The organism is Arthrobacter sp. BL-252-APC-1A (genome assembly GCF_009696625.1).
GTDB lineage: Bacteria > Actinomycetota > Actinomycetes > Actinomycetales > Micrococcaceae > Arthrobacter_B.
In genome coordinates this window covers 51,379-74,932 of the sequence record NZ_VULS01000003.1, presented here as the reverse complement: position 1 = coordinate 74,932, position 23,554 = coordinate 51,379, and the positions used below count along the sequence as shown (strand labels likewise).

Genomic DNA, 23,554 nt, shown 5'->3' with positions numbered 1-23,554 from the left:
AGGACAAAAAAGGACAGAAGATGAACGCAGTTACCCCTGCGCACGAAATCGACTGGGACGCTTTGCAGGACGCGGCCCGGGCTGCCATGGCCCACGCTTACGTTCCCTACTCCCGGTACCCCGTGGGAGCAGCCGCACTGACCGATGACGGCCGGATTGTCTCCGGCTGCAACATCGAGAACGCCAGCTACGGACTGACCCTGTGCGCCGAGTGCTCCATGATCAGCCAGCTGAACATGACCGGCGGCGGACACCTGGTCGCCTTCACCTGCGTGGACGGTGAGGGCGAAATCCTCATGCCGTGCGGGCGCTGCCGCCAGCTGCTCTACGAATTCCGGGCACCGGGCATGCAGCTGCTGACCGTCAGCGGAATCCGGACCATGGACGAAGTGCTGCCCGATGCTTTCGGACCGCAGCACCTGGAAGGACAGGCAGGCAAATGAGCGAGCGTTTTGACACCGTTGACATCATCCGCGTGAAGCGGGACCGCGGCACACTGAGCCCGGAGCAGATCGACTGGACGATCGACGCCTATACCCGCGGCGTGATTGCCGACGAGCAGATGGCGGCCCTGAACATGGCGATCCTGCTCAACGGCATGAACCGGGAGGAAATCTCCCGCTGGACCGCAGCGATGATCGCCTCCGGCGAGCGGATGGACTTTTCCTCCCTGGGCAAGCCGACGTCGGACAAGCACTCCACCGGCGGCGTGGGGGACAAGATCACCCTGCCGCTGGCTCCGCTGGTTGCCGTTTTCGGCGTCGCCGTGCCGCAGCTCTCCGGACGCGGCCTGGGCCACACCGGCGGCACCCTGGACAAGCTCGAGGCCATTCCCGGCTGGCGCGCTGCGCTCAGCAACGATGAGATGATGGCGCAGCTCGCCGACGTCGGAGCAGTTATCTGCGCTGCCGGCGCCGGCCTGGCCCCGGCGGACAAGAAGCTCTACGCCCTGCGCGACGTGACCGCCACCGTGGAAGCCATCCCGCTGATCGCCTCCTCCATCATGAGCAAGAAGATTGCGGAGGGAACCGGCTCGCTGGTCCTGGACGTGAAGGTGGGCTCCGGTGCGTTCATGAAGAACGTGGACGACGCCCGCGAGCTGGCCCGGACCATGGTCACACTTGGTAAAGACGCAGGCGTGAACACTGTGGCGTTCCTCACGAACATGTCCACTCCGCTGGGCCTCACTGCCGGCAACGCCATTGAAGTTCAGGAATCCGTCGAGGTACTCGCCGGCGGCGGCCCGTCCGACGTCGTTGAACTGACCGTGGCCCTGGCCAAGGAGATGCTCGCCGCGGCGGGCCAGCCCGACGCCGATCCCGCGGCAGCGCTGAAGGACGGCCGCGCGATGGATGTCTGGCGCCGGATGATTTCCGCCCAGGGCGGAGATCCCGACGCCGAGCTGCCCGTGGCGAAGGAATCGGAGACCATCGTGGCCTCCGCCGACGGAGTGCTCACTGAGCTGGACGCCCTTTCCGTTGGCGTCGCTGCCTGGCGGCTCGGCGCCGGACGGGCGCGCAAGGAAGACGCAGTGCAGGCCGGTGCGGGCGTACGCCTGCACGCCAAACCGGGAGACACGGTCAAGGCCGGCCAGCCGCTGATGACGCTGCTGACCGATACCCCGGAGAAGTTCGACCGCGCCAAGGAGGCGCTGGAAGGCGCTGCCGTGGTTTCCCCGGAAGCCACGGCAATCCAGCCGCTGATCATCGACCGGATCAGCTAGCCGCCCATATCTTCACCGAGATGACAGAAACTGCCCGTATGAGCCTTCATACGGGCAGTTTCTGCTATCTCGATGGGGGAGGACGCCGGGGAAGGGCCTGGGACTCAGGGTCGCCGGAGGGCTCACTCAGGGTGTTTTGGGGGACTTGCCCGGTGACGGGCACTGATGCGGAAGTGGCATCGTTGTAGATACAGATACCGACCCAAGGAGTGCCGCCCATTGGACGTGCTAAACGCCGTAATGGACACCATCAACGACTTCGTCCTTACCTACTCAGGCGCCCCCTGGGTTTACCTGGTCCTCTTCGCCTGTTGCCTGCTGGACGGCTTCTTTCCCCCGATCCCGAGTGAATCGCTGGTAGTTGGCCTTTCGGCACTGGTGTTCCTGGACGGCGGCCCCAACGTCTGGCTCATCGCCGTCTCAGCTGCGGCGGGTGCCTTCATCGGGGACAACATCGCCTACGCCCTGGGCCGGACCCTGCGCACTGACCGGTACCGGTGGATGCGCGGACCACGGATGCAGCGCGGATTCGTCTGGGCCGGGCGTGAACTCGAGAAGCGTGCCGTGTCCCTGATCCTGATTGCACGGTTCATTCCGGTAGGCAGGGTGGTAGTCAACCTGACCGCCGGGGCCACTAGGTTCCCGCGGCGGATGTTTGTCGCGCTGACGGGCATGTCGGCCCTGCTGTGGGCTGCCTACTCGGTGGCCATCGGGGCCCTGGCCGGCGCCTGGTTCAAGGAAAACCACCTGCTCGCCGTTGTAGTGGCTATCGCTGTTGCACTGGTCCTGGGCCTGATCATCGACCGGATCATCGCAAAACTGCGCGGACCAACCCCCATCCGCACCCGCCTGCCGCTGGAGGAACGGGTCGACTCCGAGCCTTAAGCGCTCCGGCTAGGCCTCACGTAGAGTTGGCATGTGACTGAGCCGATAACGATTCCCGCTGCCCTTTCCAGCTTCGACGTCCGCGTCCTGCCCAAGGTTTCGCTGCACGACCACCTTGACGGCGGCCTTCGCCCGTCCACCATCGTGGAACTTGCCGAAGCCGTGGGTCATACGCTGCCTTCCACCGATCCCGTAGCGCTGGGGGAGTGGTTCCGTGAGTCAGCAAACTCCGGTTCGCTCGTGCGTTACCTTGAAACCTTCGACCACACCATCGCAGTCATGCAGACGCGCGAAGGCCTGAGCCGGGTTGCCCGCGAGTTCGTTGAGGACCTCGTTGAAGACGGAGTGGTCTACGCAGAAATCCGCTGGGCGCCGGAACAGCACCTTGCCGGCGGCCTCAGCCTGGACGAAGCCGTTGAGGCCGTGCAGGCAGGACTGGAGGCAGGCGTTGCTGACGCCGAAGCCAACGGCCGCCTGATCCAGGTCGGCCAGCTGATCACCGCCATGCGCCACGGCGACCGCGGTATGGAAATCGCCGAACTGGCCGTCCGGCACCGGGACCGCGGAGCCGTGGGCTTCGACATTGCCGGGGCCGAAGACGGATTCCCGCCCTCGCGTTTCAAGGACGCCTTCACCTACCTTGCCGAGCAGATGTTCCCCGTCACCGTCCACGCCGGCGAAGCTGCCGGCGTTGAGAGCATCACCGATGCCCTGGTCCACGGCCGCGCGCTGCGCCTGGGCCACGGCGTGCGGATTGCCGAGGACATTGAGGTTGACTTCGAAGATGAAGAAGCGCCCGACGCCGGCGAAGACACTTCCGTAGGCATGGTCACCCTGGGCGACGTTGCCGCCTGGGTCCGCGACCGGGGCATCGCCCTTGAAATCTGCCCGTCCTCGAACCTGCAGACCGGAGCAGTGGAGTCCTTCGGCGGCGACATCGAGTCCCACCCGATTGACCTGCTGTTCCAGACCGGCTTTGTGGTGACCGTGAACACCGACAACCGGCTGATGAGCGGCGTCAGCCTCACTGATGAGCTGGAGCTGCTGGTGGAGACCTTCGGCTACGACCTGGACGACCTGCTGGAACTGACGCTCAACGCCGCGAACGCAGCGTTCCTGCCGCTGGAAGAGCGTGCGGTGCTGGCCGAGTACATCACCGAAGGGTTCAGCAACGCACGTGGCTGATCCCCAGCCCGGCAGCAGCGACCTGGGCCCGGCTTTTGTCCGTCTGGCCCAGGTTGTTGCGCAGCTGCGTGAACGCTGCCCCTGGACACGTGCCCTCACCCACGAATCCCTCCTCGAATACCTGCTGGAGGAAAGCTACGAGGTGATCGAGGCGGTCGAAGCGGGCCATACCGGTGCCGAAGACTCCCGTGAGCTCAGCGGCGAACTGGGGGACCTGCTCTTTCAGGTTCTGCTGCACGCCCGGCTCCAGGAAGAGACCGGCAATTTCTCGATCAACGACGTCGTTTCCGGCCTCACCGCGAAAATGATCCGGCGCAACCCGCACGTTTTCCGCCCGGACGGATCGCTGACCAAGGACACCACCCAGGACACAGCGGAGATCGAGCGGGCGTGGGATGCTGCCAAGAAGACCGAAGACCCCCGGCGCAGCAACCCGTTCGAAGGCATTCCCGCTTCCCTTCCGGCGCTGGCACTTGCCGCCAAGACGCAGGAGCGGGCCCGCCGGGCAGGCCTGCCGGTCCCGGCAAAGCCGGAAACCCTGCCGGCATTCGACGGCGGGGATGAGCTGGGGGACCTGCTCTTCGAAGCCGTGCGCCAGGCCGCTGAACGGGGCATCGATGCGGAAGCAGCCCTGCGCGGAGCGGTGCGCCGTTTTACGGCACAAGGCCCCGGTACTGCCGTTTGACGCCCTAAGTCCTTACTCCGAAGCCGGATTCCACTAGGCTTGGAGCAGACAGCGTGGTCCCCGTCATAGGCCTGGCTGTAGTTACCAACCCAAGTTCCAATGAACAGGAGCATTCCATGGCCATCATTGATGCCATTCACGCCCGCGAGATCCTCGATTCCCGCGGAAATCCGACCGTAGAGGTCGAGGTACTGCTCGACGACGACACCTTCGGCCGGGCCGCTGTACCCTCCGGTGCTTCCACCGGCGCCTTTGAGGCCAACGAACGCCGTGACGGGGAGAAGGACCGCTACCAGGGCAAGGGCGTGCTCCAGGCCGTCGAAGCAGTGATCGACCAGATCCAGCCCGCCCTGCTCGGCTTCGACGCCGCTGACCAGCGTGCCATCGACCAGGCCATGATCGATCTGGACGGCACCGAGAATAAGTCCGGGCTGGGCGCCAACGCCATCCTGGGCGTCTCCCTCGCAGTCGCCCGCGCAGCCGCGGAATCCGCTGCCCTGCCGCTCTACCGTTACCTCGGCGGCCCGAACGCACACATCCTGCCGGTCCCGCTGATGAACATCCTCAACGGCGGCTCGCACGCAGACTCCGACGTCGACATCCAGGAATTCATGATCGTTCCCCTGGGCGCCGAAACCTACTCGGAAGGCCTGCGCTGGGGCGTCGAGGTCTACCACAACCTCAAGTCCGTGCTGAAGGAACAGGGTCTGTCCACCGGCCTCGGCGACGAGGGCGGTTTCGCCCCGAACCTGCCCTCCAACCGCGCAGCCCTTGACCTGATCCTGGAAGCGATCCAGCGTGCGGGCTACGAGCCCGGCTGCGACATTGCCCTGGCCCTGGACGTTGCTTCCTCCGAGTTCTTCAAGGACGGCGCGTACGTCTTCGAAGGCCAGAACCGCAGCGCCGAGGAAATGTCCGCATACTACGAGGAACTGGTGCGCGACTACCCGCTGGTTTCCATCGAGGATCCGCTGGACGAGAACGACTGGGATGGCTGGAGCGCACTCACCGCCCGCCTCGGTGACAAGGTCCAGCTGGTTGGCGATGACCTGTTCGTCACCAACCCGGCCCGCCTGGAGACCGGCATCAAGCAGAACGCCGCCAACTCCCTGCTGGTGAAGGTCAACCAGATCGGCACCCTGTCCGAAACGCTGGACGCCATCACCATGGCCCAGCGTGCCGGCTACACCACCATCACCTCGCACCGTTCCGGTGAAACCGAGGACACCACCATCGCCGACATCTGCGTTGCCACCAACGCGGGCCAGATCAAGACCGGTGCCCCGGCCCGCTCCGAGCGCGTCGCGAAGTACAACCAGCTGCTGCGCATCGAAGAAGAGCTCGACGACGCCGCACGCTACGCAGGCCGCAGCGCTTTCCCGCGTTTCACGGCCTAGCAACTCCGCCGCCGGTGGGTACCCTCGACTAAGAGGGTGCCCACCGGTGCTGTTTCCGCCGCAGGGCGTAAGCATGGCCGCCGGCGCCGAATGAACCAGCCAGATGAGGAGCAGCATGTCCACCCGTCGCCCGAAGGTCCCCAAACCCTCAGGCCTGCCCGGCGGGACACAACGGCGTGCTTCCAGCGCCCCGCACACCCGACCGGCATCCGGCCACCCGGGCGCGGAAGAACAGCAGGCCAGGGTCGCCCGGCCGCGCACCGCAGGAGCCGGGAAGCCAGAATCCGGCAAGCCGGAATCCGGTAAGCCGGAATCCGGCAGGACCGGATCTGCCAGGACTGCGTCTGACACGGGCGGATCCGGCACGGCCGGTATCGGCAGTGCAGGGCGCAAGCCCTCCCAGCCGAAGCCTGCCGGCGGCGGCAAAAGCGCCAGGCCGGCCAAAACCAAACCGGCAAAGCCTGCGAAGCCGGCAGATCCGTCGGCTGCCCGGGCGGCGGCCCGGCAGGAGCTCGCGGCAGAAATCCGCAGGGATGTTCCCCAGACAGAGGCCGGTGCCGAAGACAAACCCCGCACCGAACCGGCGCTCAAGCCTGTCCCCGCCAAGTCATTCTCCGGACGGCTGCTGGCCCTTGGCATCGTGATGGTGGTGATCACTGTGCTGCTTGCGCCTTCCGTCCGGACGTTCCTGCAGCAGCGCTCCGAGATTGCTGCACTGGAAGCGGAGATCGCCGAAGAGCGAAAGACAGGCCAGGAACTTGAACAGACGCTGGACCGCTGGGAAGACCCCGCTTACATCAAGGCCCAGGCCCGGGAGCGCATCTTTCTGGTGATGCCCGGCGAAACCCGCTACCTGGTGAAGGGTGAAAACGGCGTAAACGACGTCGAGGAAGAGGCGGCGGCCGACGTTCCCGCCGACCTTGAATGGGTTGACGCGCTCTGGGATTCAGTAGTGCGGTCCGCCACAGCACATTAACCCTGCTCCGGGGCACAGTAGGCTGGTGCATTGAGACATCATCAGTTCGGGTCCGTTACGGGCCCCCAGGAAGGACCCTCCGGCATGACCCCAGAGCAGCTCACCCCGACCCAGGAAGACCTGGAGACCCTGAGCCGCCAGCTCGGACGGCCGGTCCGCGACGTCGTCGAAATCGGCGCCCGCTGCGTCTGCGGCAACCCGCTGGTCGCCACTACCGCGCCGCGGCTCGGAAACGGAATTCCGTTCCCGACCACGTATTACCTGACGCATCCGGTCATCACTGCTGCCGTCTCCCGGCTCGAAGCCGCCGGGCTCATGGCAGAGATGACCACCCGCCTCGAGCAGGATCCCGAACTGGCCGACCGCTACCGGCAGGCGCACGAAGCCTACCTTCAGGTACGCAACGAAATTGGTGAGCGCACGGGGACGGGCCCCGTCCCCGAGATCGACGGCGTTTCCGCCGGGGGCATGCCCACCCGCGTTAAATGCCTTCACGTCCTGGTGGGACATTCCCTCGCGGCCGGCCCCGGGGTCAACCCCCTGGGGGACGAGGCACTTGACGCGATTGCCGAGTGGTGGACCCGTGACCGCTGCTATTGTGAGGGCGCATGGGACACAGACAGTCCTGCACCCGACCGTGACCTGAGCCGCCACACCAAGACCCAGGGCCTCTCGGCAGAGGAACTGGACCGGAAAAGGGCTGCCCGGCGTGCGGCGCTGCAGGCTGAGGAACAGCAGGCGCGCGAGCAGGAGGGCACCATGGAAGAACAGACCGAAGGCACTGCAGGCGACACTGTCCGGGTGGCTGCCGTGGACTGCGGCACCAATTCAATCCGCCTCCTGATCGCCGATGCACGGACGGAGAACGGCGTAACCCGCCTCACCGACGTCGTACGGCTGATGCGCATTGTCCGTCTGGGGGAGGGCGTGGACGCCACCGGGCGCCTGTCCGACGCCGCATTGGAACGGACATTCGAAGCCACTGACGAATACGCTGCGCTGATCAAGGAACACGGGGCACAGAAGGTCCGCTTCGTGGCGACATCCGCAACCCGTGATGCCGAGAACCGCAAAGACTTCACCAAGGGCATCCGTGCCCGGCTTGGCGTGGAACCGGAAGTCATCTCCGGGGACGAAGAAGCAGGGCTTTCCTTCGCAGGAGCCTCCAGCGTCCTGGCCGGTGAAAAGGGTGCGCGCACCCTCGTGGTGGATCTGGGCGGCGGCTCGACTGAGTTCGTCCTGGGCATCAACTCCGAGGTCCTGGCCGCCAGGAGCACGGACATGGGCTGTGTCCGGTTCACCGAGCGCCACCTGGTTTCCGATCCCCCCACCGATGCAGAGATTGCCATGGCCCGCGGGGACATCCTGGACATGATTGCCCAGGTTCTCCAGACTGTCCCGCTGGCCACCGCCGACCGGCTCGTAGGCGTTGCCGGAACCATCACCACAGTTACGGCACACGCACTGAAACTGCCGGAGTACTCCTCCGAAGCCATCCACGGCACCGAACTGAGCGTTGAAGCAGTGGACCACGCGTCGTCGTCCCTGATCCACATGAGCCGGAGCGAGCGCGCAGCACTGCCGTACATGCATCCCGGACGCGTGGACGTGATCGGTGCAGGTGCCCTGATCTGGCAGACGATCGTGGACCGGATGACGGAGCTGACCGACGGGCGCGTGGAAACCGCCATCACCTCGGAGCACGACATCCTTGACGGCATAGCCCTGAGCACGCTGCGGTGAGCCCGGAAGCAAAGCGGCGCCGGAAGGGCGCCGCGTTCAAACGTGCCGCCGTCAGCGGTGCCTTCTCACTCACTGCCGTGATGCTCTTCCAGCTATCCGCACCGGCGGCAGCCCATGCCGACGAATGGCGGGAGCGGGAATACTGGCTCGGCGACTACGGCATTACCGAAGCCTGGAAGAAGTCCCAGGGCGAAGGTGTCAAGGTGGCGGTTATCGACACCGGCATCGACTCCTCCCATCCGGACCTGGCAGGCGCAGTAACCGGAGGCACCGACGTCTCCGGTGCCGGGGACCCTGCGGGTACCCGGGGAATCGGCGTCAACCCTTCACACGGAACCCTGGTCGCCACGCTGCTGGCCGGCCGGGGCCACACCGCAGAAAGCAAAGACAAAGACTCCAAGGACGAAGACGCCAAGGATGATGACAAAGACAAGGACGCCAAGAAGTACGACGGCCCCGGAAACGGGCCGGACGGCATCATTGGCGTAGCGCCCAAAGCCGAACTGCTGGCCGTATCCGCCTGGATCGGCGAGGCGAACCCCGGCGGCATCCCGATTGACGAGCAGCTGCCCAACGCCGTGCGGTGGGCTGTGGACAGCGGCGCCAAGGTCATCAACATGTCCCTCGGCTCATCTTCGACTTCCTGGCCCGAGAGCTGGGACGAAGCCTTCCTGTACGCGGAACAGAACGACGTCGTGGTTGTGGCTGCAGCCGGGAACCGCGGCGTTGGGATGACGCAGGTCGGCGCACCCGCCACGATTCCCGGAGTCCTGACTGTCGCCGGGCTGGACCGTGACGGCCGCGCCAGCTGGGACTCATCCTCGGAAGGCATCAGCATTGGAGTTGCGGCTCCCGCGGAAGAGCTCCTGGGCGGACTGCCCGAGGGCGACGCCTCACGCTATGCCAGATGGTCCGGCACCTCCGGCGCTGCACCGCTGGTATCCGGCGTCGCGGCACTGATCCGGTCTGCCTATCCGGAACTCACTGCTGCGCAGGTCATTAACCGGATCATCACCACGGCCAGGGACAGCGGGGCCCCCGGGCGGGACACCCTGTACGGCTACGGAATCCTGGATGCCAACGCTGCGCTGAACGCCGATGTCCCGGCGGTCGCGGGCAACCCGCTTGGCACCATCGAAGAATGGATCCGCATCCACCGCCGCGGAGAAACTCCGGCCAGCGAAACCATCGCTCCTGCACCGGGACAGTCCCTTCCGGATATCCCGGAACCGCAGGTGCCCGAAGCTGCCGATCCCCGCACCGGGGACGATCCGCTTCCGGCGATGCTGGTGTTTGGGTTCGGGGGACTGATTCTGCTTGTGGGCGCGGGCGGGGCATTTGCCGTACGCCGTGTCAGGCGTTCCACCCAAACCGAAGATGCTGAAACCGCGGGTCCGGAAACCGCCGCTGACGAGGAACTCGAGCGGGCTCCGCAGCCCTAGGCGGGGACGATATGTGACGTGCCGGCGCCCCGCCGCGGGCTGCGTCAACCTTGGCCGTGAAATCAAAGACATTTAGATTGCGTGACTTAGTGAAGACTTTCACAAGTCAGGTACGATGTTGCCTATGGCATCGCAAACACAATTCTCTGATCGTCCCCGCGTTCTGGTGGTTGGCGGTGGCTACGTCGGTCTGTACGTAGCCAAGAACCTCCAAAAGCAGGTTAAGGCCAACGGCGGGATCGTTACGGTGGTGGATCCGCTGCCGTACATGACCTACCAGCCCTTCCTCCCCGAGGTCGCAGCCGGAACCATCAACGCGCGCAACGCCGTTGTTTCACACCGGATGCACCTGAAGGACACCGAGCTGATCTCCGGCAAGGTAGTGGGCATCAACCACGCTACGCACACCGCAACGGTGGAGCCCGCAGACGGCGGCGCCCCCTTCGAACTGAGCTACCGCGACGTCGTCGTGTCCGCCGGTTCGGTTACCCGCACCTTCCCGATCCCGGGCCTCGCAGAGGTCGGCATCGGCATGAAGACCATTGAAGAAGCCGTTGAAATGCGGAACAAGGTACTCGAGCGCATCGAGACAGCTTCCCTGATGACCGACCAGGCTGCACGTGCCCGCGCACTGACCTTCGTCGTCGTCGGCGGCGGCTTCGCCGGCATCGAGACCATCACCGAAATCGAAGACATGGCCCGCGGCGCCGTGCGCGAGAACAACCGCCTGAAGCGGGAAGACCTGCGCTTCGTCATGATCGAAGCCATGGGCCGCGTTATGCCCGAGGTTAAGCCGGACCAGGCCGAGTGGGTTGTCTCCTCCATGCGTGAGCGCGGCATTGAAGTCCTGCTGAACACCTCGCTGGCCAGCGCCGAAGGCGGCCTGCTGAAGCTGATCAACATGGCTGACAAGTCCCCGGCCGGCGAATTCGAAGCTGACACGCTCATCTGGACTGCCGGTGTGCAGGCCAACCCCATGGTCCGTGCCACCGACTTCCCGATCGACGACCGCGGCCGTGTCCGCGCCAACGCCGAACTGCGGATCACCGGCGACGACGGCCCCCTCGAAGGTGCCTGGGCTGCCGGCGACGTGTCTGCTGTTCCCGACCTCACCGGCGGCGGCGTCGGCGGGTTCTGCGTTCCGAACGCACAGCACGCTGTCCGCCAGGCCAAGCGCCTCGCCAAGAACCTGCTCGCTGATCGCTACGGCATCGGCCAGGTGGAGGAGTACCGCCACAAGAACCTCGGTGCAGTTGCCGGTATGGGCCAGTACAAGGGTGTTGCGAACATCATGGGCTTCGGCATGAAGGGCCTTCCGGCCTGGCTGGCCCACCGCGGCTACCACGGCATGGCCATGCCGATGTTCGAGCGCAAGTTCCGCGTGGTCTCCGGCTGGGCTGCCAACTTCTGGTTCGGCCGCGACTTCACGCAGCTGCTGCACCTGAAGAACCCGCGCCAGGCATTCGTGGAGGCTGCAACGCCGGCCAAGAAGCCTGCCGGCAAGTAAATACAGCGACCTGCCATACAACGGCGGCCACCGGAATCCTTCCGGGGGCCGCCGTTGGCGGTTAGTTGGCGGTTAGTTGGCAGTTAGTTGGCAGTTAACCGTGTTTCCTGCCGCCCCGGCGGCTCAAGTAGGCTTGTCTATGCGCTTCGAACCCGGCTTGCCGCCGTCGTTGGTGTGCGCGGGCCCCAGTAGCCCAATGGCAGAGGCAGCGGACTTAAAATCTGTGTGTTGTGGGTTCGAGTCCCACCTGGGGTACAAAGTGAGCGGTTCGAAAGCATGCTTCTGCGCATCCTGCAACACTGGTCACAGAGGTGTGACGAGTGTTACAAGGCTGTAACCGGAACCTCTTATCTTCGACACATTATTCAACTAGCTTTTCTTCTAATCAGGAACACCTGATAACAGCATCAAAGGCACCCGCCTTTCGATCGGGGAGAAAAACTACATGACTGCACTTCGCAAGACCGGGCCGCTTGGCCTCGGGGACGGGTACGGCCGCGCAGCAAAGATGGCAGCACTGGGCGTGGGCATAGCCCTCTTCGCTTCAGCCTGCGCCAGCGGCGGCGACTCCGGAACCGACTCCTCACCGTCCGAGGATTCTTCTTCGCCCGCAGCTAACAGTTCGGTCCTGGCCTGCCCGCCCAGCCAAGGCGGCACAGGCGAGGACCCCGGAGAGAAGGGCGACGCCTCAGCGGTTCCGGCCTCCACCGGAACCACGGACGCCCCGCTCAAGCTCGGCACCCTGCTGCCGACCACCGGCGCACTTGCCTTCCTCGGCCCGCCGGAAATTGCCGGCGTGGATCTGGCCGCGCAGGAAGTCAACGACGCCGGCGGCGTCCTGGGACAGCCCATTGAGATTGTCCACCGGGACTCCGGAGACACCACCACCGACATCGCCACGCAGTCCGTGACGGACCTGCTCGGACAGGACGTCAGCGCCGTCATCGGTGCCGCTTCCTCGGGTGTCTCCAAGACGGTCATCAACCAGATCACCGGCGCCGGCGTGATTCAGTTCTCCCCGGCCAACACGTCCCCGGACTTCACTGACTGGGACGACAACGGACTCTACTGGCGTACTGCTCCCTCCGATGTACTCCAGGGCCGCACCCTGGGCAACTACATCATGGAGTGCGGTGCCCAGACCGTCGGCATGATCGTCCTTAACGACGCCTACGGCACCGGCCTGCAGCAGAACATCAAGAGCTCCGTAGAGGCCGCGGGCGGCCAGGTTGTTGCTGAGCCGATGTTCAACGAAGGCGATTCCCAGTTCAGCAGCCAGGTCGACGCCGTTACCAGCGCCAACCCGGATGCCATTGTGGTGATCAGCTTCGACCAGGCCAAGAGCATCGCACCGCTGCTGACCGGCAAGGGCGTTGACCCGTCGCAGATCTTCTTCGTTGACGGCAACACCTCCGACTACAGCGGCGATCTTGAAGCCGGAACACTCGAAGGCGCCCAGGGAACAATCCCCGGTCCGTTCGCTTCGGAGAACTTCAAGAACGCGCTGCTGGAAATCGACCCGGCCCTGAAGGACTGGGCCTACGCCGGTGAAAGCTACGACGCAGTGACCTTGCTGGCCCTGGCCGCTGAGGCAGCCGGCAGCACCGACGGCGCAGCAATGGCCGCGGAACTGCAGGGAGTCTCCAGCGACGGCGAGAAGTGCTTCGACTACGCAGGCTGCGTGACCATCCTGCGTGAAGGCGGAGACATCGACTACGACGGCTACTCCGGACCGATCACCTTTGATGAAAACGGTGACCCGACCGAAGCCTTCATCGGTATCTACCAGTTCGACGCCGACAACAAGCCGGTTCCGAGCCGCTCCGAGGTGGGCAAGCTCTAACCGCTGTTCATCACCACCGCACCACTCGAAGGGCCCCCGCCATGGCAGGGGCCCTTTGGTGTTGCCAGGGCATCGGACTGCCTGCGGCTGCAGAACCCGGGCCCGACTGACGAGTCCCTGCTGCATCGCTGAGCCCCGAGCACATGGATTATCGTTCCCGCGTGCGCGGGGCGCCTTACGGGTGCGGGGCGCTGTACGGGTGCGTGCCGCGGCCGGGGGACGTCCCCGCACGGGCCCTTTCGAACACACCGCTAAACGGCGCCGGCGGGTGACAGGCGGCGCCGTCGTTCGGCGCTTAGAAACTGCCGCCCGCCGCTTAAAAGCCAGTGCCGTCCGGATCGGAATCCGGACGGCACCTGTTCGGCCAGCGCGGGGAAGCCCCGGGACAGTTACGCCGTATCGGCGAGTGTGCCCAGGTACAGCTGGATGACCTTGGGATCCTTCATCAGCTCACGCCCGGTCCCGGTGTACGCGTCCTTGCCCTGGTCCAGGACGTAGGCGCGGTCGCAGATCTGCAGGCAGCGGCGGGCGTTCTGCTCCACCATGATCACCGAGACACCCGCCCGGTTGATCTCATGGACGCGCAGGAAGGTCTCGTCCTGCTTCACGGGGGAGAGGCCTGCCGAAGGTTCATCCAGCAGCAGCACAGCCGGCTCCATCATCAGGGCCCGGCCCATCGCCACCATCTGGCGCTCACCGCCGGAGAGGGAACCTGCGCGCTGGCTGCGGCGCTTCTTGAGCTCCGGAAAGAGGTCCGCCACGAACTCGAAGCGTTCCTTGAAGTGCTTTGGCTGCTGGTAGAGCCCCATCTGCAGGTTCTCTTCAATGGTGAGCGTGGAGAACACGTTGTTGTTCTGCGGAACGAATCCCACGCCACGGGTCACCAGCTTGTTGGCCTTCAGGCCGGTAAGGTCCTGGCCGCGCACCATGACGGTGCCGGAATGGACCTTGACCAGCCCGAACATGGCCTTGAGCAGCGTTGACTTGCCCGCGCCGTTGGGACCGATGATGCCGATCAGTTCGCCCCGGCGGGCCTCAATCGAACAGCCGTTGAGGATGTTCACGCCGGGGATGTAGCCGGCCACCAGATCGGTGACCTTGACGACCGAGTCGCCCTCAAAATTCTCAGCGGTCATGCCGTGTCCTTACGTTCTTCGATGATCACGGGGGCAAGGCTCTCGCCGCCCTGAATATCTGATTCCGGATCCTTCTCCAGAACCGCCTCGAGCTTCTCGAAGCCCTCGGAGTCGCCGAGATCGACGTCGTGATGGGCACCAAGGTACGCATCGATCACCGCCTGGTCCTTCATCACCTCGCCCGGGGGACCTTCAGCCACAACCTTGCCCTCGGCCATCACGATCACCCAGTCGGCGATGTGCCGCACCATATGCATGTCGTGTTCCACGAACAGGACGGTCATGCCCTCGGCCTTCAGGTTCTTGATGTGGTCCAGCAGGGACTGGGTCAGCGCGGGGTTGACACCGGCCATCGGTTCGTCGAGCATGACCAGCTTTGGATTGACCATCAGTGCCCGGGCCATTTCCAGGAGCTTGCGCTGGCCGCCGGAAAGCGACGCCGCGTAGTCACTGCGCTTGGTATCCAGCTTGAACTTGGCCAGAAGGGCATCGGCCTGTTCAGTAATTTCGTTTTCACGCTTCTTCCACAGCGGACGGAACAGTGCCCGCCGCAGCGCTTCACCCGGCTGCTCATTGGCACCCAGCCGCATGTTCTCCAGTACCGTCAGCTTGCCCATTACCTTGGTGAGCTGGAACGTCCGGACCATGCCCAGACGAGCCACCTTGTAGGCAGAAACGCCTGCCAGGTCACGGTCTTCGAACCTCCATTCTCCGGACTGCGGAGTATCGAAGCCCGTGAGGAGATTGAACAGCGTGGTCTTGCCGGCACCGTTCGGGCCGATGAGCGCCGTGATCTTGTTGCGCGGGATCTCCACATGCTCGACGTCGACGGCGTTGATTCCGCCGTAGGTGCGCGTCACATTGGAGGCGATCAGGATTGGATCCCGTTTCCTGCAGCCGGGAGCAGCCGTATCTGCTGCAATCGGCCGGTCGTCGGTCATGTACTTGTTCGCGGCCCAGCTCTCTTCGTGGCTGGAAGGAACGCTCTCAACAGCTGTTTCCGGTGCCGGTTCAGCCGCGTGGGCACCGGGACGGCGCGGCGGCTGCGGGCTTTCTGCTTGATGGCTCATGCGAATGACAGCTCCTTCTTATTGCCCAGCACGCCCTGCGGCCGGAAAATCATCAGCAGCATGAGGGCTACACCTACAAGGATGTAACGCAGCTGCCCGGCCTGGGTAGTGTTCAGGAAGGTGATGGCCCCGGACTCGATTGCCCCGTAGAGCAGGCCCTGGGTCAGGGAGAGCACAGCCCAGAAGATCATGGCGCCGATCACCGGACCGAGCACCGTGGACATTCCGCCGAGCAGCAGCGCCGTGTACAGGAAGAACGTCAGCTCAGTGCCGTAGTTCGCCGGCTGCACCGCACCGCGGGGAAGCGTGAAGATGATGCCTGCCAGCGAACCGAGCATGCCACCGATGATCAGTGCCTGCATCTTGTAGGCGTACACGTTCTTGCCCAGCGAGCGGACGGCGTTTTCATCCTCGCGGATGCCCTTGACCACGCGGCCCCAGGGGCTGCGGACCAGCAGCCAGATCACCAGGCAGGCCAGCGCGACGACGCTCCAGGCAACGACGCGGATCCAGAGATCCCGTTCGTTAAGGCTGAACGGGCCCAGGTTGTACTGCCCGGGCGCGAACGGGTTGAGCGAGTAGAAGCCGCCCTCGAAAGCCGCCAGGCCGTTGGCCGACCCGGTGACTTCCGTCAGGCCGTTGGTGGTCACCACGTAGCGGATGATTTCCGCGGCGGCGATGGTCACGATTGCCAGGTAGTCCGCCCGCAGGCGCAGGGTTGGCAGGCCCAGGAGCACCGCAAACGCGACGGATGCAAGCATCGCGATCAGCAGGGCAACGGGGAGGGGGGCGTTGAAGCTCAGGGTGGGAATGGCGAAGCCGTAGGCGCCAATCGCCATGAAGCCGGCCTGGCCGAAGTTCAACAGGCCGGTGTAGCCGAAGTGCACGGCGAGCCCGAGGGCTGCCAGGGCATAGGCCGCGGTGGTGGGTGTGAAGAATTCGTTGACTGCACCCAGCAGGATGTTTCCAAAGTCCATGTCGAGGCCCCTAACCTATGCGCTCTCGGCGGCCGAGGATACCCTGCGGCCGAACCAGGAGGACGAGAATCATGATGAGCAGCGCGCCGACGTACTTCAGGTCCGCCTCGAGCCAGAGCGTGGAGATTTCCACGAAGAGTCCCACAATGATTGAGCCGATCAAGGCGCCGAAGACCGTGCCGAGTCCGCCCAGGGTCACGGAGGCGAAGATCAGCAGGAGAATCTGCTGGCCCATGTTGAAGGAGACACCCGGCCTGTAGTACGCCCACAGGATGCCGCCCAGGGCGGCCAGTGCGCCGCCAGCCATCCAGACAATGCGGATCACGCGGTCGACGTCGATGCCCGAGGCCGCTGCCAGCGGCGGATTGTCCGCGACTGCGCGGGTGGCCTTGCCGATCCGGGTCCGCAGCAGGAGGGCAGCCACGATCAGGATGACGACCAGCGAAACTGCCAGGGATACCAGGTTGTTCCGCGAGATCGAGATAGGTCCCAGCTCCAGCATGGGACTCTGCGAGTTAGGGAGCTGCTGCGTTGCCCCGCCGAAGAAGAAGAGGATGGTGTAGCGGAGGGCAAGTGCCAGGCCGATGCTCACGATCATCATGGGGACCAGTCCGGTTCCACGCATCCGCAGCGGTTTCCAAAGCCCCGCGTCCTGCACATAGCCAAGGCCGGCGCCGCCGACCACCGCCAGTATCAGTGCCAGCCACAGGGGCAGGCCCAGCGAGGCGAAACCAAAGGCCAGCACGGCTCCGAAGGTGACCATCTCACCGTGGGCGAAGTTGGTCAGCCCCGTGGTGCCGAAGATCAGGGAAAGCCCGACGGCGCTGAGCGCCAGCAGCAGCCCGAAGCTGAGGCCTGCAACGGCACGTTCGATGAGCTTGGTGCCGAAGCTGTCCCCCTGGAGCACAATGCCTTCACCCAGGAGGAAGAGAGTGGTGATGTTCGAGGTTCCGGCGAAAGTCACGGTGCGCGGGTTCTGCTGGCCCTCGGCCAGGGCTACGCCTTCGGGCAGGGAGGACTCATCCAGCTCAACCTCATAAGCGCCCTGCTCGGGAACTCCGATGGACCAGGATCCGTTCTCGGCGGTTTCCGTTTCGGCTTCGTAGCCGTTGGCGCTCGCCTTGATTCTCACGCCCGAAACCGGGGAGCCGGCGTTCCGCAGGACGCCGCTGATGCGGTCCTGGTACTCCGCGCCGTCGGTCACTTCGCCCTCTCCGGCACTGCCGGAGTCCTGCGCTGTTGCTTCGGTACTGCTCTCCGGTGCCGGGGACTCCGACGCCGGGGGTGGAGCTGTCGTTGCATGCACGGCTGGGGCGGCAAGCAGCAGGCCGGCAAATATGCCAGCCACCGCCACGAGCATCCCCATATACCGGGCGAGTGCCGATATTCTTCCCAAAGTGAATTACCTCCGCCGGGGGTATATATGCGCCGGGTGTCGGCGCGTTTTATATGTGACCTTGTGATGTCCGTCACGAATGGTGATCATGCTACCCGGCGTTTGTTTCGGTGGGGTGACACAATGTGCGAGGTTGTGTCGCGATCAGGTAACGACTCCGCCGGGTGCTTCATTATGGAAGTCCGGAGGCGGATTTGGACCCCCTGGGTACCAAACCGTTACCAAACCCATGGGCCCGGGCGGAATCATCCGCCCCGCCCGAACGTTCCCATTGGTAGGCTGAACTTTAAACCAAGCCCCCAAGACGGAGGACACTTTCATGGCACTAGGCGGCAACCCGGTTTTCAACGGAAAGAATTTCCGTTCCCAGACCCGCGGCGGAGCGCCCACCGTTCCTGCAGGCGGCCCCTTTGCGGGTCAGGATCCAATGAGCCCGCAGGATCTGCAGAACCTCTACTCAGCACCGGCGGCCGGCCCGCGCGAGACCGGCCGGATGACGTATGACGACGTCATTATGAAGACGCTCGGCTGCCTGGCAGTCGTGCTTCTGGGTGCTGCCATCCCCGTCTTCGTGCTTCCGGGCGCAGCCGGACTGCTGATGATTGTCGGTGCCCTGGGCGGTTTCGTCCTTGGCCTCGTCAACTCCTTCAAGCGTGAGCCGGTTCCGGCACTGATCCTTGGCTACGCGCTTCTTGAGGGTATGTTCCTTGGCGCACTGACGGCTGTACTTGATGCCATGTACCCGGGCATCGGCCTGCAGGCCGTGGTCGGTACCCTGGCCGTGTTCGCTGTCACCCTGGTTCTGTTCAAGAGCGGCAAGGTCCGTGCGACGCCGAAGGCAATGCGCTTCTTTATGATCGCAATCATCGGCTACGCGGTGTTCTCGCTGGTCAACGTAGGCCTGATGATCTTCGGTGTCGTCGATGACCCGTGGGGCGTGCGTGGCATCGAGATCGCCGGCATTCCGCTGGGCATCATCATTGGCCTGCTGGCCGTGGGCCTCGCAGCCTTCTCCCTGATCATGGACTTCACCTCCATCGAGCAGGGCGTCAAGGCCGGTGCGCCGCAGCGTTACTCCTGGACTGCAGCCTTCGGCCTGACCGTAACGCTGGTCTGGCTCTACGTGGAAATCATCCGTATCCTCGCCATCCTGCGCGGCGACGACTAGGGACAAAACGGCATGGGCCCCGGGCCCGTAGCCACAGGCGGGACCGCAGCTGCGAAGCTGCGGTCCCGCCGTTCTTTAAGCCGTGCCCCCTTATGCCATTCACGGACCACCCGTAGCATCGTGCTTTCACAGATCTAGGGGGAATTGTGACCGAGGTACATCCCGAGCCAGCTGCCGTCTTCCAGGACCTTTTACTGGGCGCGGAGGAACTGCAGCCGTATTTGTCCGAGCTGGCCGTACTGGCGGTCACCCTCCTTGACGCGAGCCAGGTGCTGGGCTGTTCGATCCTCATTGACCGTCCCAGGCGGACCCGTGCCGAGGCCCACAGTGATGCCCGCACTGCCCGAATGGCAAAGGCTGTCTTCGCCCCGGAGGGACCCGGTGCCGTTGGCCTCTCCGGCGGAGAATCCGTGGTGGTAACGGATGCCTGGAACGAGCGGCGCTGGCATGGTTTCCCGGGCGCCGCCGCAGCGGAAGGTATCCGGTCCCTTGCGTCCGTGCCGCTGAGCCTGGAGGGGACGGCACGCGGAGCGCTGTGCGCCTTCTCGCCAAGGCCGCATCTGTTCCAGCCCCGGGTACTGCGGCTGGTGGAGCGGACAGCGGCGGAAGCGTCCAGCACGCTGCGCCTGGCCCTTCGGATAGACAACCACATGAACCGGGCACACAACCTGCAGGCGGCACTTGAATCCCGGACAGTGGTGGACATAGCGGTGGGGATCATCATGGCGCAGAACAGCTGCAGCCAGGAGGCGGCCGTAGAGATCCTCCGCAGTGTCTCCAACACGCGGAACATCAAGATCCGGACGGTCGCAGCCGGAGTGGTAGCCGCGGTCAGCGACCGGGTCAGTACACACTTCGAGGAATGACAGCGGCGGCCGCCCAGCCGGAGGCATCCCGGGTCTACGCTTAGAGGATGACTTCTGGGACCAAGGACGCGGCCATGCCGGCAACCGGGCGGCAATACCGCCTCTCACGTGGGAACTCTTCCGCCGTCATCGCTTCGCTGGGTGGAGCCCTGCGCAGCTACACGGTGGGCGGGACCGAACTCGTTGAGACCTACCCTGACAGCAGTATCCCGCCGTCGGCTTCGGGCATTCTGCTGGCACCGTGGGCCAACCGGATTGCCGGCGGGCAGTGGACCCTGGACGGCACCAAACAGCAGCTCGATATCACCGAGCCCCAGCTAGGCAATGCCATCCACGGGCTGCTGAGGAACACCGGGTATACCGCGCGGGAAAGCTCTGCGGCCTCGGTAACCCTGGCAGCGGAGATTTTTCCGCAGCACGGCTATCCCTTCCACCTTGTGCACGAGGTCCGTTACAGCCTGGACAATGACGGCGGACTGCGGGTGCGCCAGGAACTGGCCAACCTCTCCGCCCGAAGGGCACCCTTCGCGCTCGGAGCACACCCGTTCCTTCGCCTCGGCGAGGTGCCCAGCGAGGACCTGGTCCTCCGGGTCGACGCCGCGGAGAAGCTGACTACGGATGGGGCAATGATTCCGAACGGACGCGTGCCCGCTGAAGGCGCTGACGACCTGAGTTCCGGGAAACGGGTGGGCGGACTGGACCTGGATGCAGCCTTTACCGGCCTCACTGTGCGGGACGGTGCCTACCGGCACGTCCTCACGGCGGCAGACGGCCGCAGGGTGCAGCTTTGGGCGGAGCCCGGCTTCGAATATGTGCACGTCTTCGTCACTGACAAGTTCCCCGGCCGGAGCTGTGCCGTGGCCCTTGAACCCATGACCGCGCCGGCGGACTGCTTCAATTCAGGGGAAGGGCTTCGCTGGCTCGAACCGGGCGGGAAGTTCGGCGCCGAATGGGGCATCCTCGCGGACCTCTAATGTCCTTGGCCGGCAGGTTACCGAGCGGCGTAAAGGTCAGGGAACGACCAGCAGAATATGGAAAGATGAGGCCATGAGACCACATGCCCGTAATGTCGCCGCGCCCAAAGCGATGCAGGCAGCTGCGGTACGATCCAGCCGGGCCGGCGATGACGTTCCCTATGCCCTGAGGGTGAGCGCCTCCTGGGCCTGGCGGCTGGGAATCGTCCTGGTGGTCGGCGGCGGACTGGTGTGGCTGCTGGGACACTTCTCCCTGCTGATCATTCCGCTGATGGTCGCTGCCCTGCTGGCCGGGCTGCTCGCTCCGGTCAGCTCCTGGCTCCGCCGGAACAAGGTGCCGTCCGGACTGGCCGTCGCCGTCACAATCGTCTCTTTCCTCGGCCTGATTGTCGCTGCACTGACCCTGGTCGGCAGACAGCTTGCACTGGGCTTCCGCGACCTGTGGGACGAGGTCATCAGCGGCTTCGACCAGGTCCAGGGCTGGCTGGCTGACGGCCCGCTCCGGGTGACCTCCACCCAGATCGACAGCCTCCTCAACGAAGCCACCTCCGCGCTTCAGAACAATTCCGCCAGCATCCTCTCCGGCGCAGTCAGCGTTGGCACCAGCGCCGGGCATTTCGCCGCGGGCGTCCTGCTGGCACTGTTCGCCCTGGTCTTTTTCCTGCTCGACGGGCGCAGGATCTGGCGCTTCACCGTAGGGCTGATGCCCCAGCGTGCCCGGGCCGCAGCCTTTGGCGCCGGCATCCGCGGCTGGGAGTCCATGACCAACTACGTCCGGGTGCAGCTGGTGGTGGCCTTCATCGACGCCGTCGGTATCGGCGGCGGCGCTGCGATCATCGGTGTGCCGCTGGCCCTGCCGCTCTCCGTCCTGGTGTTCCTGGGCTCCTTCATTCCGCTCATTGGCGCCTTTGTCACGGGCGGGATCGCGGTGCTGCTGGCGCTTGTCGCCAACGGCTGGATCAACGCCGTCGTCATGCTCGGAATCGTCCTGGCGGTCCAACAGATCGAATCCCACATTCTCCAGCCCCTCATCATGGGCAAGGCCGTCTCCCTGCATCCGCTCGCGGTGATCCTGGGCGTCACCGGCGGCACCCTGGTGGCAGGTATTGCCGGGGCACTGTTCGCTGTTCCGCTGATGGCAATCCTGAACGCGACCGTCCGGTATATAGCCGGAAGGAAATGGGAACAGGACCCGATGCTCAGCCGGGACAGCGAGTTCGGTCCGCCGGGCGCCCCGCCGCCGGACCCGGATGACGGGGACGATGCCGAAGACCTTGAAACCATCCGTGCGGGCGCAGGCCCGGACGGCGACACCGACACCACAGAAGAGAACCCACGTTGACCGATCTGCCCCACCTGCCAGTAACCCTTGACGACATCCAGGCAGCTGCGAAGCTGCTGGACGGGGTAATTGCACACACGCCCATTGAGCAGTCCAGGGCACTGGGCCGGCTCACCGGGTCCAACGTCTACCTCAAGTGCGAGAACCTGCAGCGGGCCGGTTCCTTCAAGGTCCGGGGCGCCTACGTGCGGATGGCCAAACTGAGCGAGGAGCAGAAGGCCCGCGGCGTAGTGGCAGCTTCGGCTGGAAACCATGCCCAGGGCGTGGCCGTCGCGGCTGCCCGGCTGGGAATCAAGGCCCGGATCTTCATGCCCCTGGGTGTGGCACTGCCGAAGCTGGCCGCCACCCAGGGCCACGGCGCGGAAGTGGTTCTCCACGGCCACAACGTGGATGAGGCCCTGGCGGAGGCGCAGCGCTTCGCGGATGAAACCGGTGCCGTTTTTGTCCACCCCTTTGACAATGTGGACATCGTCGCCGGGCAGGGAACGCTTGGCCTGGAACTGCTGGACCAGATCCCGGAGCTGGACACCGTGCTGATGGGCGTGGGCGGGGGAGGCCTGCTCGCCGGCGTCGCCGTCGCCATCAAGGAACGTGCCAGGGAGCTGGGCCGGGAAGTGCGCATCATTGGCGTCCAGGCCGAGAACGCCGCCGCCTACCCGCCCTCCCTTGCTGCTGACGCCCTGGTGCCGCTGAGCAAGGTTTCCACGATTGCTGACGGCATTGCCGTCGGCCGGCCGGGCCAGCTGCCGTTCTCCATCATCAAGGAACTGGTGGACGACGTTGTCACGGTCAGCGAAGACTCGCTGGCACGGGCACTGATTTTCCTGCTGGAACGGGCCAAGCTTGTGGTCGAACCCGCCGGTGCGGTGGGCGTGGCGGCACTGCTGGACGGGAAAATCGAGAACCCGGGCAACACTGCAGTGATCCTCTCGGGCGGAAACATCGACCCGATGCTTATGCTGAAGGTAATCCAGCGCGGCCTCGCAGCCGCAGGGCGCTACCTGGTAGTGCGGATGCTGCTGGATGACCGTCCGGGCTCGCTGGCCACGATTTCGCGGATCATCGCCGAATCGGATGCCAACGTCACCGGGGTGGACCACACCAGGGTTGGAGGATCGATCAGCATGGGAGATGTTGCCATCACCATCAACATGGAGACCAAGGGGCACGATCACTGTGAAAAGGTGCTGCAGAACCTCCGTGCCGAAGGCTTCCACCCCGTAGTCCTGCACGGATAAG

General features: G+C 64.9%; 19 protein-coding genes, 1 tRNA gene and 1 pseudogene. 17 read left to right on the top strand and 4 right to left on the bottom strand.

Features of this window, described 5'->3' with window-relative positions:
* Nucleotides 1-8 precede the first annotated feature (8 nt).
* The 12 genes and pseudogenes from FYJ28_RS05565 to FYJ28_RS05510 all read left to right on the top strand — a co-directional run.
* A pseudogene (locus tag FYJ28_RS05565) lies at nucleotides 9-443 on the top strand (cytidine deaminase); the annotation flags it as partial.
* Complete coding sequence (locus FYJ28_RS05560) at nucleotides 440-1,723, top strand: thymidine phosphorylase (protein ID WP_154578579.1); 1,284 nt, start codon at nucleotides 440-442, stop codon at nucleotides 1,721-1,723. The pseudogene FYJ28_RS05565 and the gene FYJ28_RS05560, both read left to right, overlap by 4 nt.
* A 240-nt stretch (nucleotides 1,724-1,963) precedes the next feature.
* Nucleotides 1,964-2,608, top strand: a complete 645-nt coding sequence (locus FYJ28_RS05555; RefSeq protein ID WP_154578804.1) for a DedA family protein — start codon at nucleotides 1,964-1,966, stop codon at nucleotides 2,606-2,608.
* Between the two features lie 33 nt (nucleotides 2,609-2,641).
* The gene (locus tag FYJ28_RS05550; RefSeq protein WP_326831537.1) at nucleotides 2,642-3,793 is read left to right on the top strand and encodes an adenosine deaminase; all 1,152 of its coding nucleotides are present in this window, start codon (nucleotides 2,642-2,644) and stop codon (nucleotides 3,791-3,793) included.
* On the top strand, nucleotides 3,786-4,478 hold the full coding sequence (locus FYJ28_RS05545) for a MazG nucleotide pyrophosphohydrolase domain-containing protein (protein WP_326831536.1): 693 nt from the start codon (nucleotides 3,786-3,788) through the stop codon (nucleotides 4,476-4,478). Before FYJ28_RS05550 ends, FYJ28_RS05545 begins: the two co-directional genes overlap by 8 nt.
* A 116-nt stretch (nucleotides 4,479-4,594) precedes the next feature.
* Nucleotides 4,595-5,875: a phosphopyruvate hydratase gene (eno, locus tag FYJ28_RS05540; RefSeq protein WP_154578578.1), complete on the top strand. Its 1,281-nt coding sequence runs from the start codon at nucleotides 4,595-4,597 to the stop codon at nucleotides 5,873-5,875.
* A 115-nt stretch (nucleotides 5,876-5,990) separates the two neighbouring features.
* A complete protein-coding gene (locus FYJ28_RS05535; RefSeq protein WP_154578577.1) occupies nucleotides 5,991-6,851 on the top strand; it encodes an FtsB family cell division protein in 861 nt (286 codons plus the stop codon).
* Between the two features lie 84 nt (nucleotides 6,852-6,935).
* Nucleotides 6,936-8,594: a DUF501 domain-containing protein gene (locus tag FYJ28_RS17680; protein WP_154578576.1), complete on the top strand. Its 1,659-nt coding sequence runs from the start codon at nucleotides 6,936-6,938 to the stop codon at nucleotides 8,592-8,594.
* Nucleotides 8,591-10,036 (top strand): S8 family serine peptidase, encoded by a 1,446-nt coding sequence (locus tag FYJ28_RS05525; RefSeq protein ID WP_442778571.1) that lies wholly within the window; start codon nucleotides 8,591-8,593, stop codon nucleotides 10,034-10,036. Before FYJ28_RS17680 ends, FYJ28_RS05525 begins: the two co-directional genes overlap by 4 nt.
* Nucleotides 10,037-10,160: 124 nt before the next feature.
* Nucleotides 10,161-11,543: an NAD(P)/FAD-dependent oxidoreductase gene (locus FYJ28_RS05520; protein ID WP_154578575.1), complete on the top strand. Its 1,383-nt coding sequence runs from the start codon at nucleotides 10,161-10,163 to the stop codon at nucleotides 11,541-11,543.
* A 182-nt stretch (nucleotides 11,544-11,725) separates the two neighbouring features.
* Nucleotides 11,726-11,798 (top strand) — tRNA-Leu (locus FYJ28_RS05515).
* Between the two features lie 190 nt (nucleotides 11,799-11,988).
* On the top strand, nucleotides 11,989-13,386 hold the full coding sequence (locus FYJ28_RS05510; protein WP_055240226.1) for an ABC transporter substrate-binding protein: 1,398 nt from the start codon (nucleotides 11,989-11,991) through the stop codon (nucleotides 13,384-13,386).
* A gap of 389 nt (nucleotides 13,387-13,775) precedes the next feature.
* Here the strand turns inward: FYJ28_RS05510 and FYJ28_RS05505 are convergent, their stop codons facing one another.
* The 4 genes from FYJ28_RS05505 to FYJ28_RS05490 all read right to left on the bottom strand — a co-directional run bounded on the left by FYJ28_RS05505 (nucleotide 13,776) and on the right by FYJ28_RS05490 (nucleotide 17,935).
* The gene (locus FYJ28_RS05505; protein ID WP_055240227.1) at nucleotides 13,776-14,522 is read right to left on the bottom strand and encodes an ABC transporter ATP-binding protein; all 747 of its coding nucleotides are present in this window, start codon (nucleotides 14,520-14,522) and stop codon (nucleotides 13,776-13,778) included.
* Nucleotides 14,519-15,463: an ABC transporter ATP-binding protein gene (locus FYJ28_RS05500; protein ID WP_055241947.1), complete on the bottom strand. Its 945-nt coding sequence runs from the start codon at nucleotides 15,461-15,463 to the stop codon at nucleotides 14,519-14,521. The genes FYJ28_RS05505 and FYJ28_RS05500 overlap by 4 nt, the downstream gene beginning before the upstream one ends.
* 125 nt (nucleotides 15,464-15,588) lie before the next feature.
* Entirely contained in the window at nucleotides 15,589-16,569 is a 981-nt protein-coding gene (locus FYJ28_RS05495; protein WP_154578574.1) for a branched-chain amino acid ABC transporter permease, read from the bottom strand.
* Nucleotides 16,570-16,579: 10 nt separating this feature from the next.
* A complete protein-coding gene (locus FYJ28_RS05490) occupies nucleotides 16,580-17,935 on the bottom strand; it encodes a branched-chain amino acid ABC transporter permease (RefSeq protein ID WP_055240229.1) in 1,356 nt (451 codons plus the stop codon).
* 349 nt (nucleotides 17,936-18,284) lie between these two features.
* Between FYJ28_RS05490 and FYJ28_RS05485 the strand changes: the two genes are divergently transcribed.
* From FYJ28_RS05485 to ilvA, 5 genes are all read left to right on the top strand, one after another.
* Entirely contained in the window at nucleotides 18,285-19,133 is an 849-nt protein-coding gene (locus FYJ28_RS05485) for a Bax inhibitor-1/YccA family protein (RefSeq protein ID WP_154578573.1), read from the top strand.
* A 146-nt stretch (nucleotides 19,134-19,279) separates the two neighbouring features.
* Nucleotides 19,280-19,999 carry a GAF and ANTAR domain-containing protein gene (locus FYJ28_RS05480; RefSeq protein WP_154578572.1) on the top strand — a complete coding sequence of 240 codons (720 nt, stop codon included), beginning with the start codon at nucleotides 19,280-19,282 and terminating at the stop codon, nucleotides 19,997-19,999.
* A gap of 47 nt (nucleotides 20,000-20,046) precedes the next feature.
* Nucleotides 20,047-20,973, top strand: a complete 927-nt coding sequence (locus tag FYJ28_RS05475) for an aldose 1-epimerase family protein (RefSeq protein WP_154578571.1) — start codon at nucleotides 20,047-20,049, stop codon at nucleotides 20,971-20,973.
* Between the two features lie 73 nt (nucleotides 20,974-21,046).
* Nucleotides 21,047-22,315: an AI-2E family transporter gene (locus tag FYJ28_RS05470; protein WP_195840603.1), complete on the top strand. Its 1,269-nt coding sequence runs from the start codon at nucleotides 21,047-21,049 to the stop codon at nucleotides 22,313-22,315.
* Nucleotides 22,312-23,553, top strand: coding sequence for a threonine ammonia-lyase (gene ilvA / locus FYJ28_RS05465; RefSeq protein ID WP_055240234.1), 1,242 nt, complete (start codon nucleotides 22,312-22,314; stop codon nucleotides 23,551-23,553). The genes FYJ28_RS05470 and ilvA overlap by 4 nt, the downstream gene beginning before the upstream one ends.
* The last annotated feature ends 1 nt before the right edge of the window (nucleotide 23,554 follow it).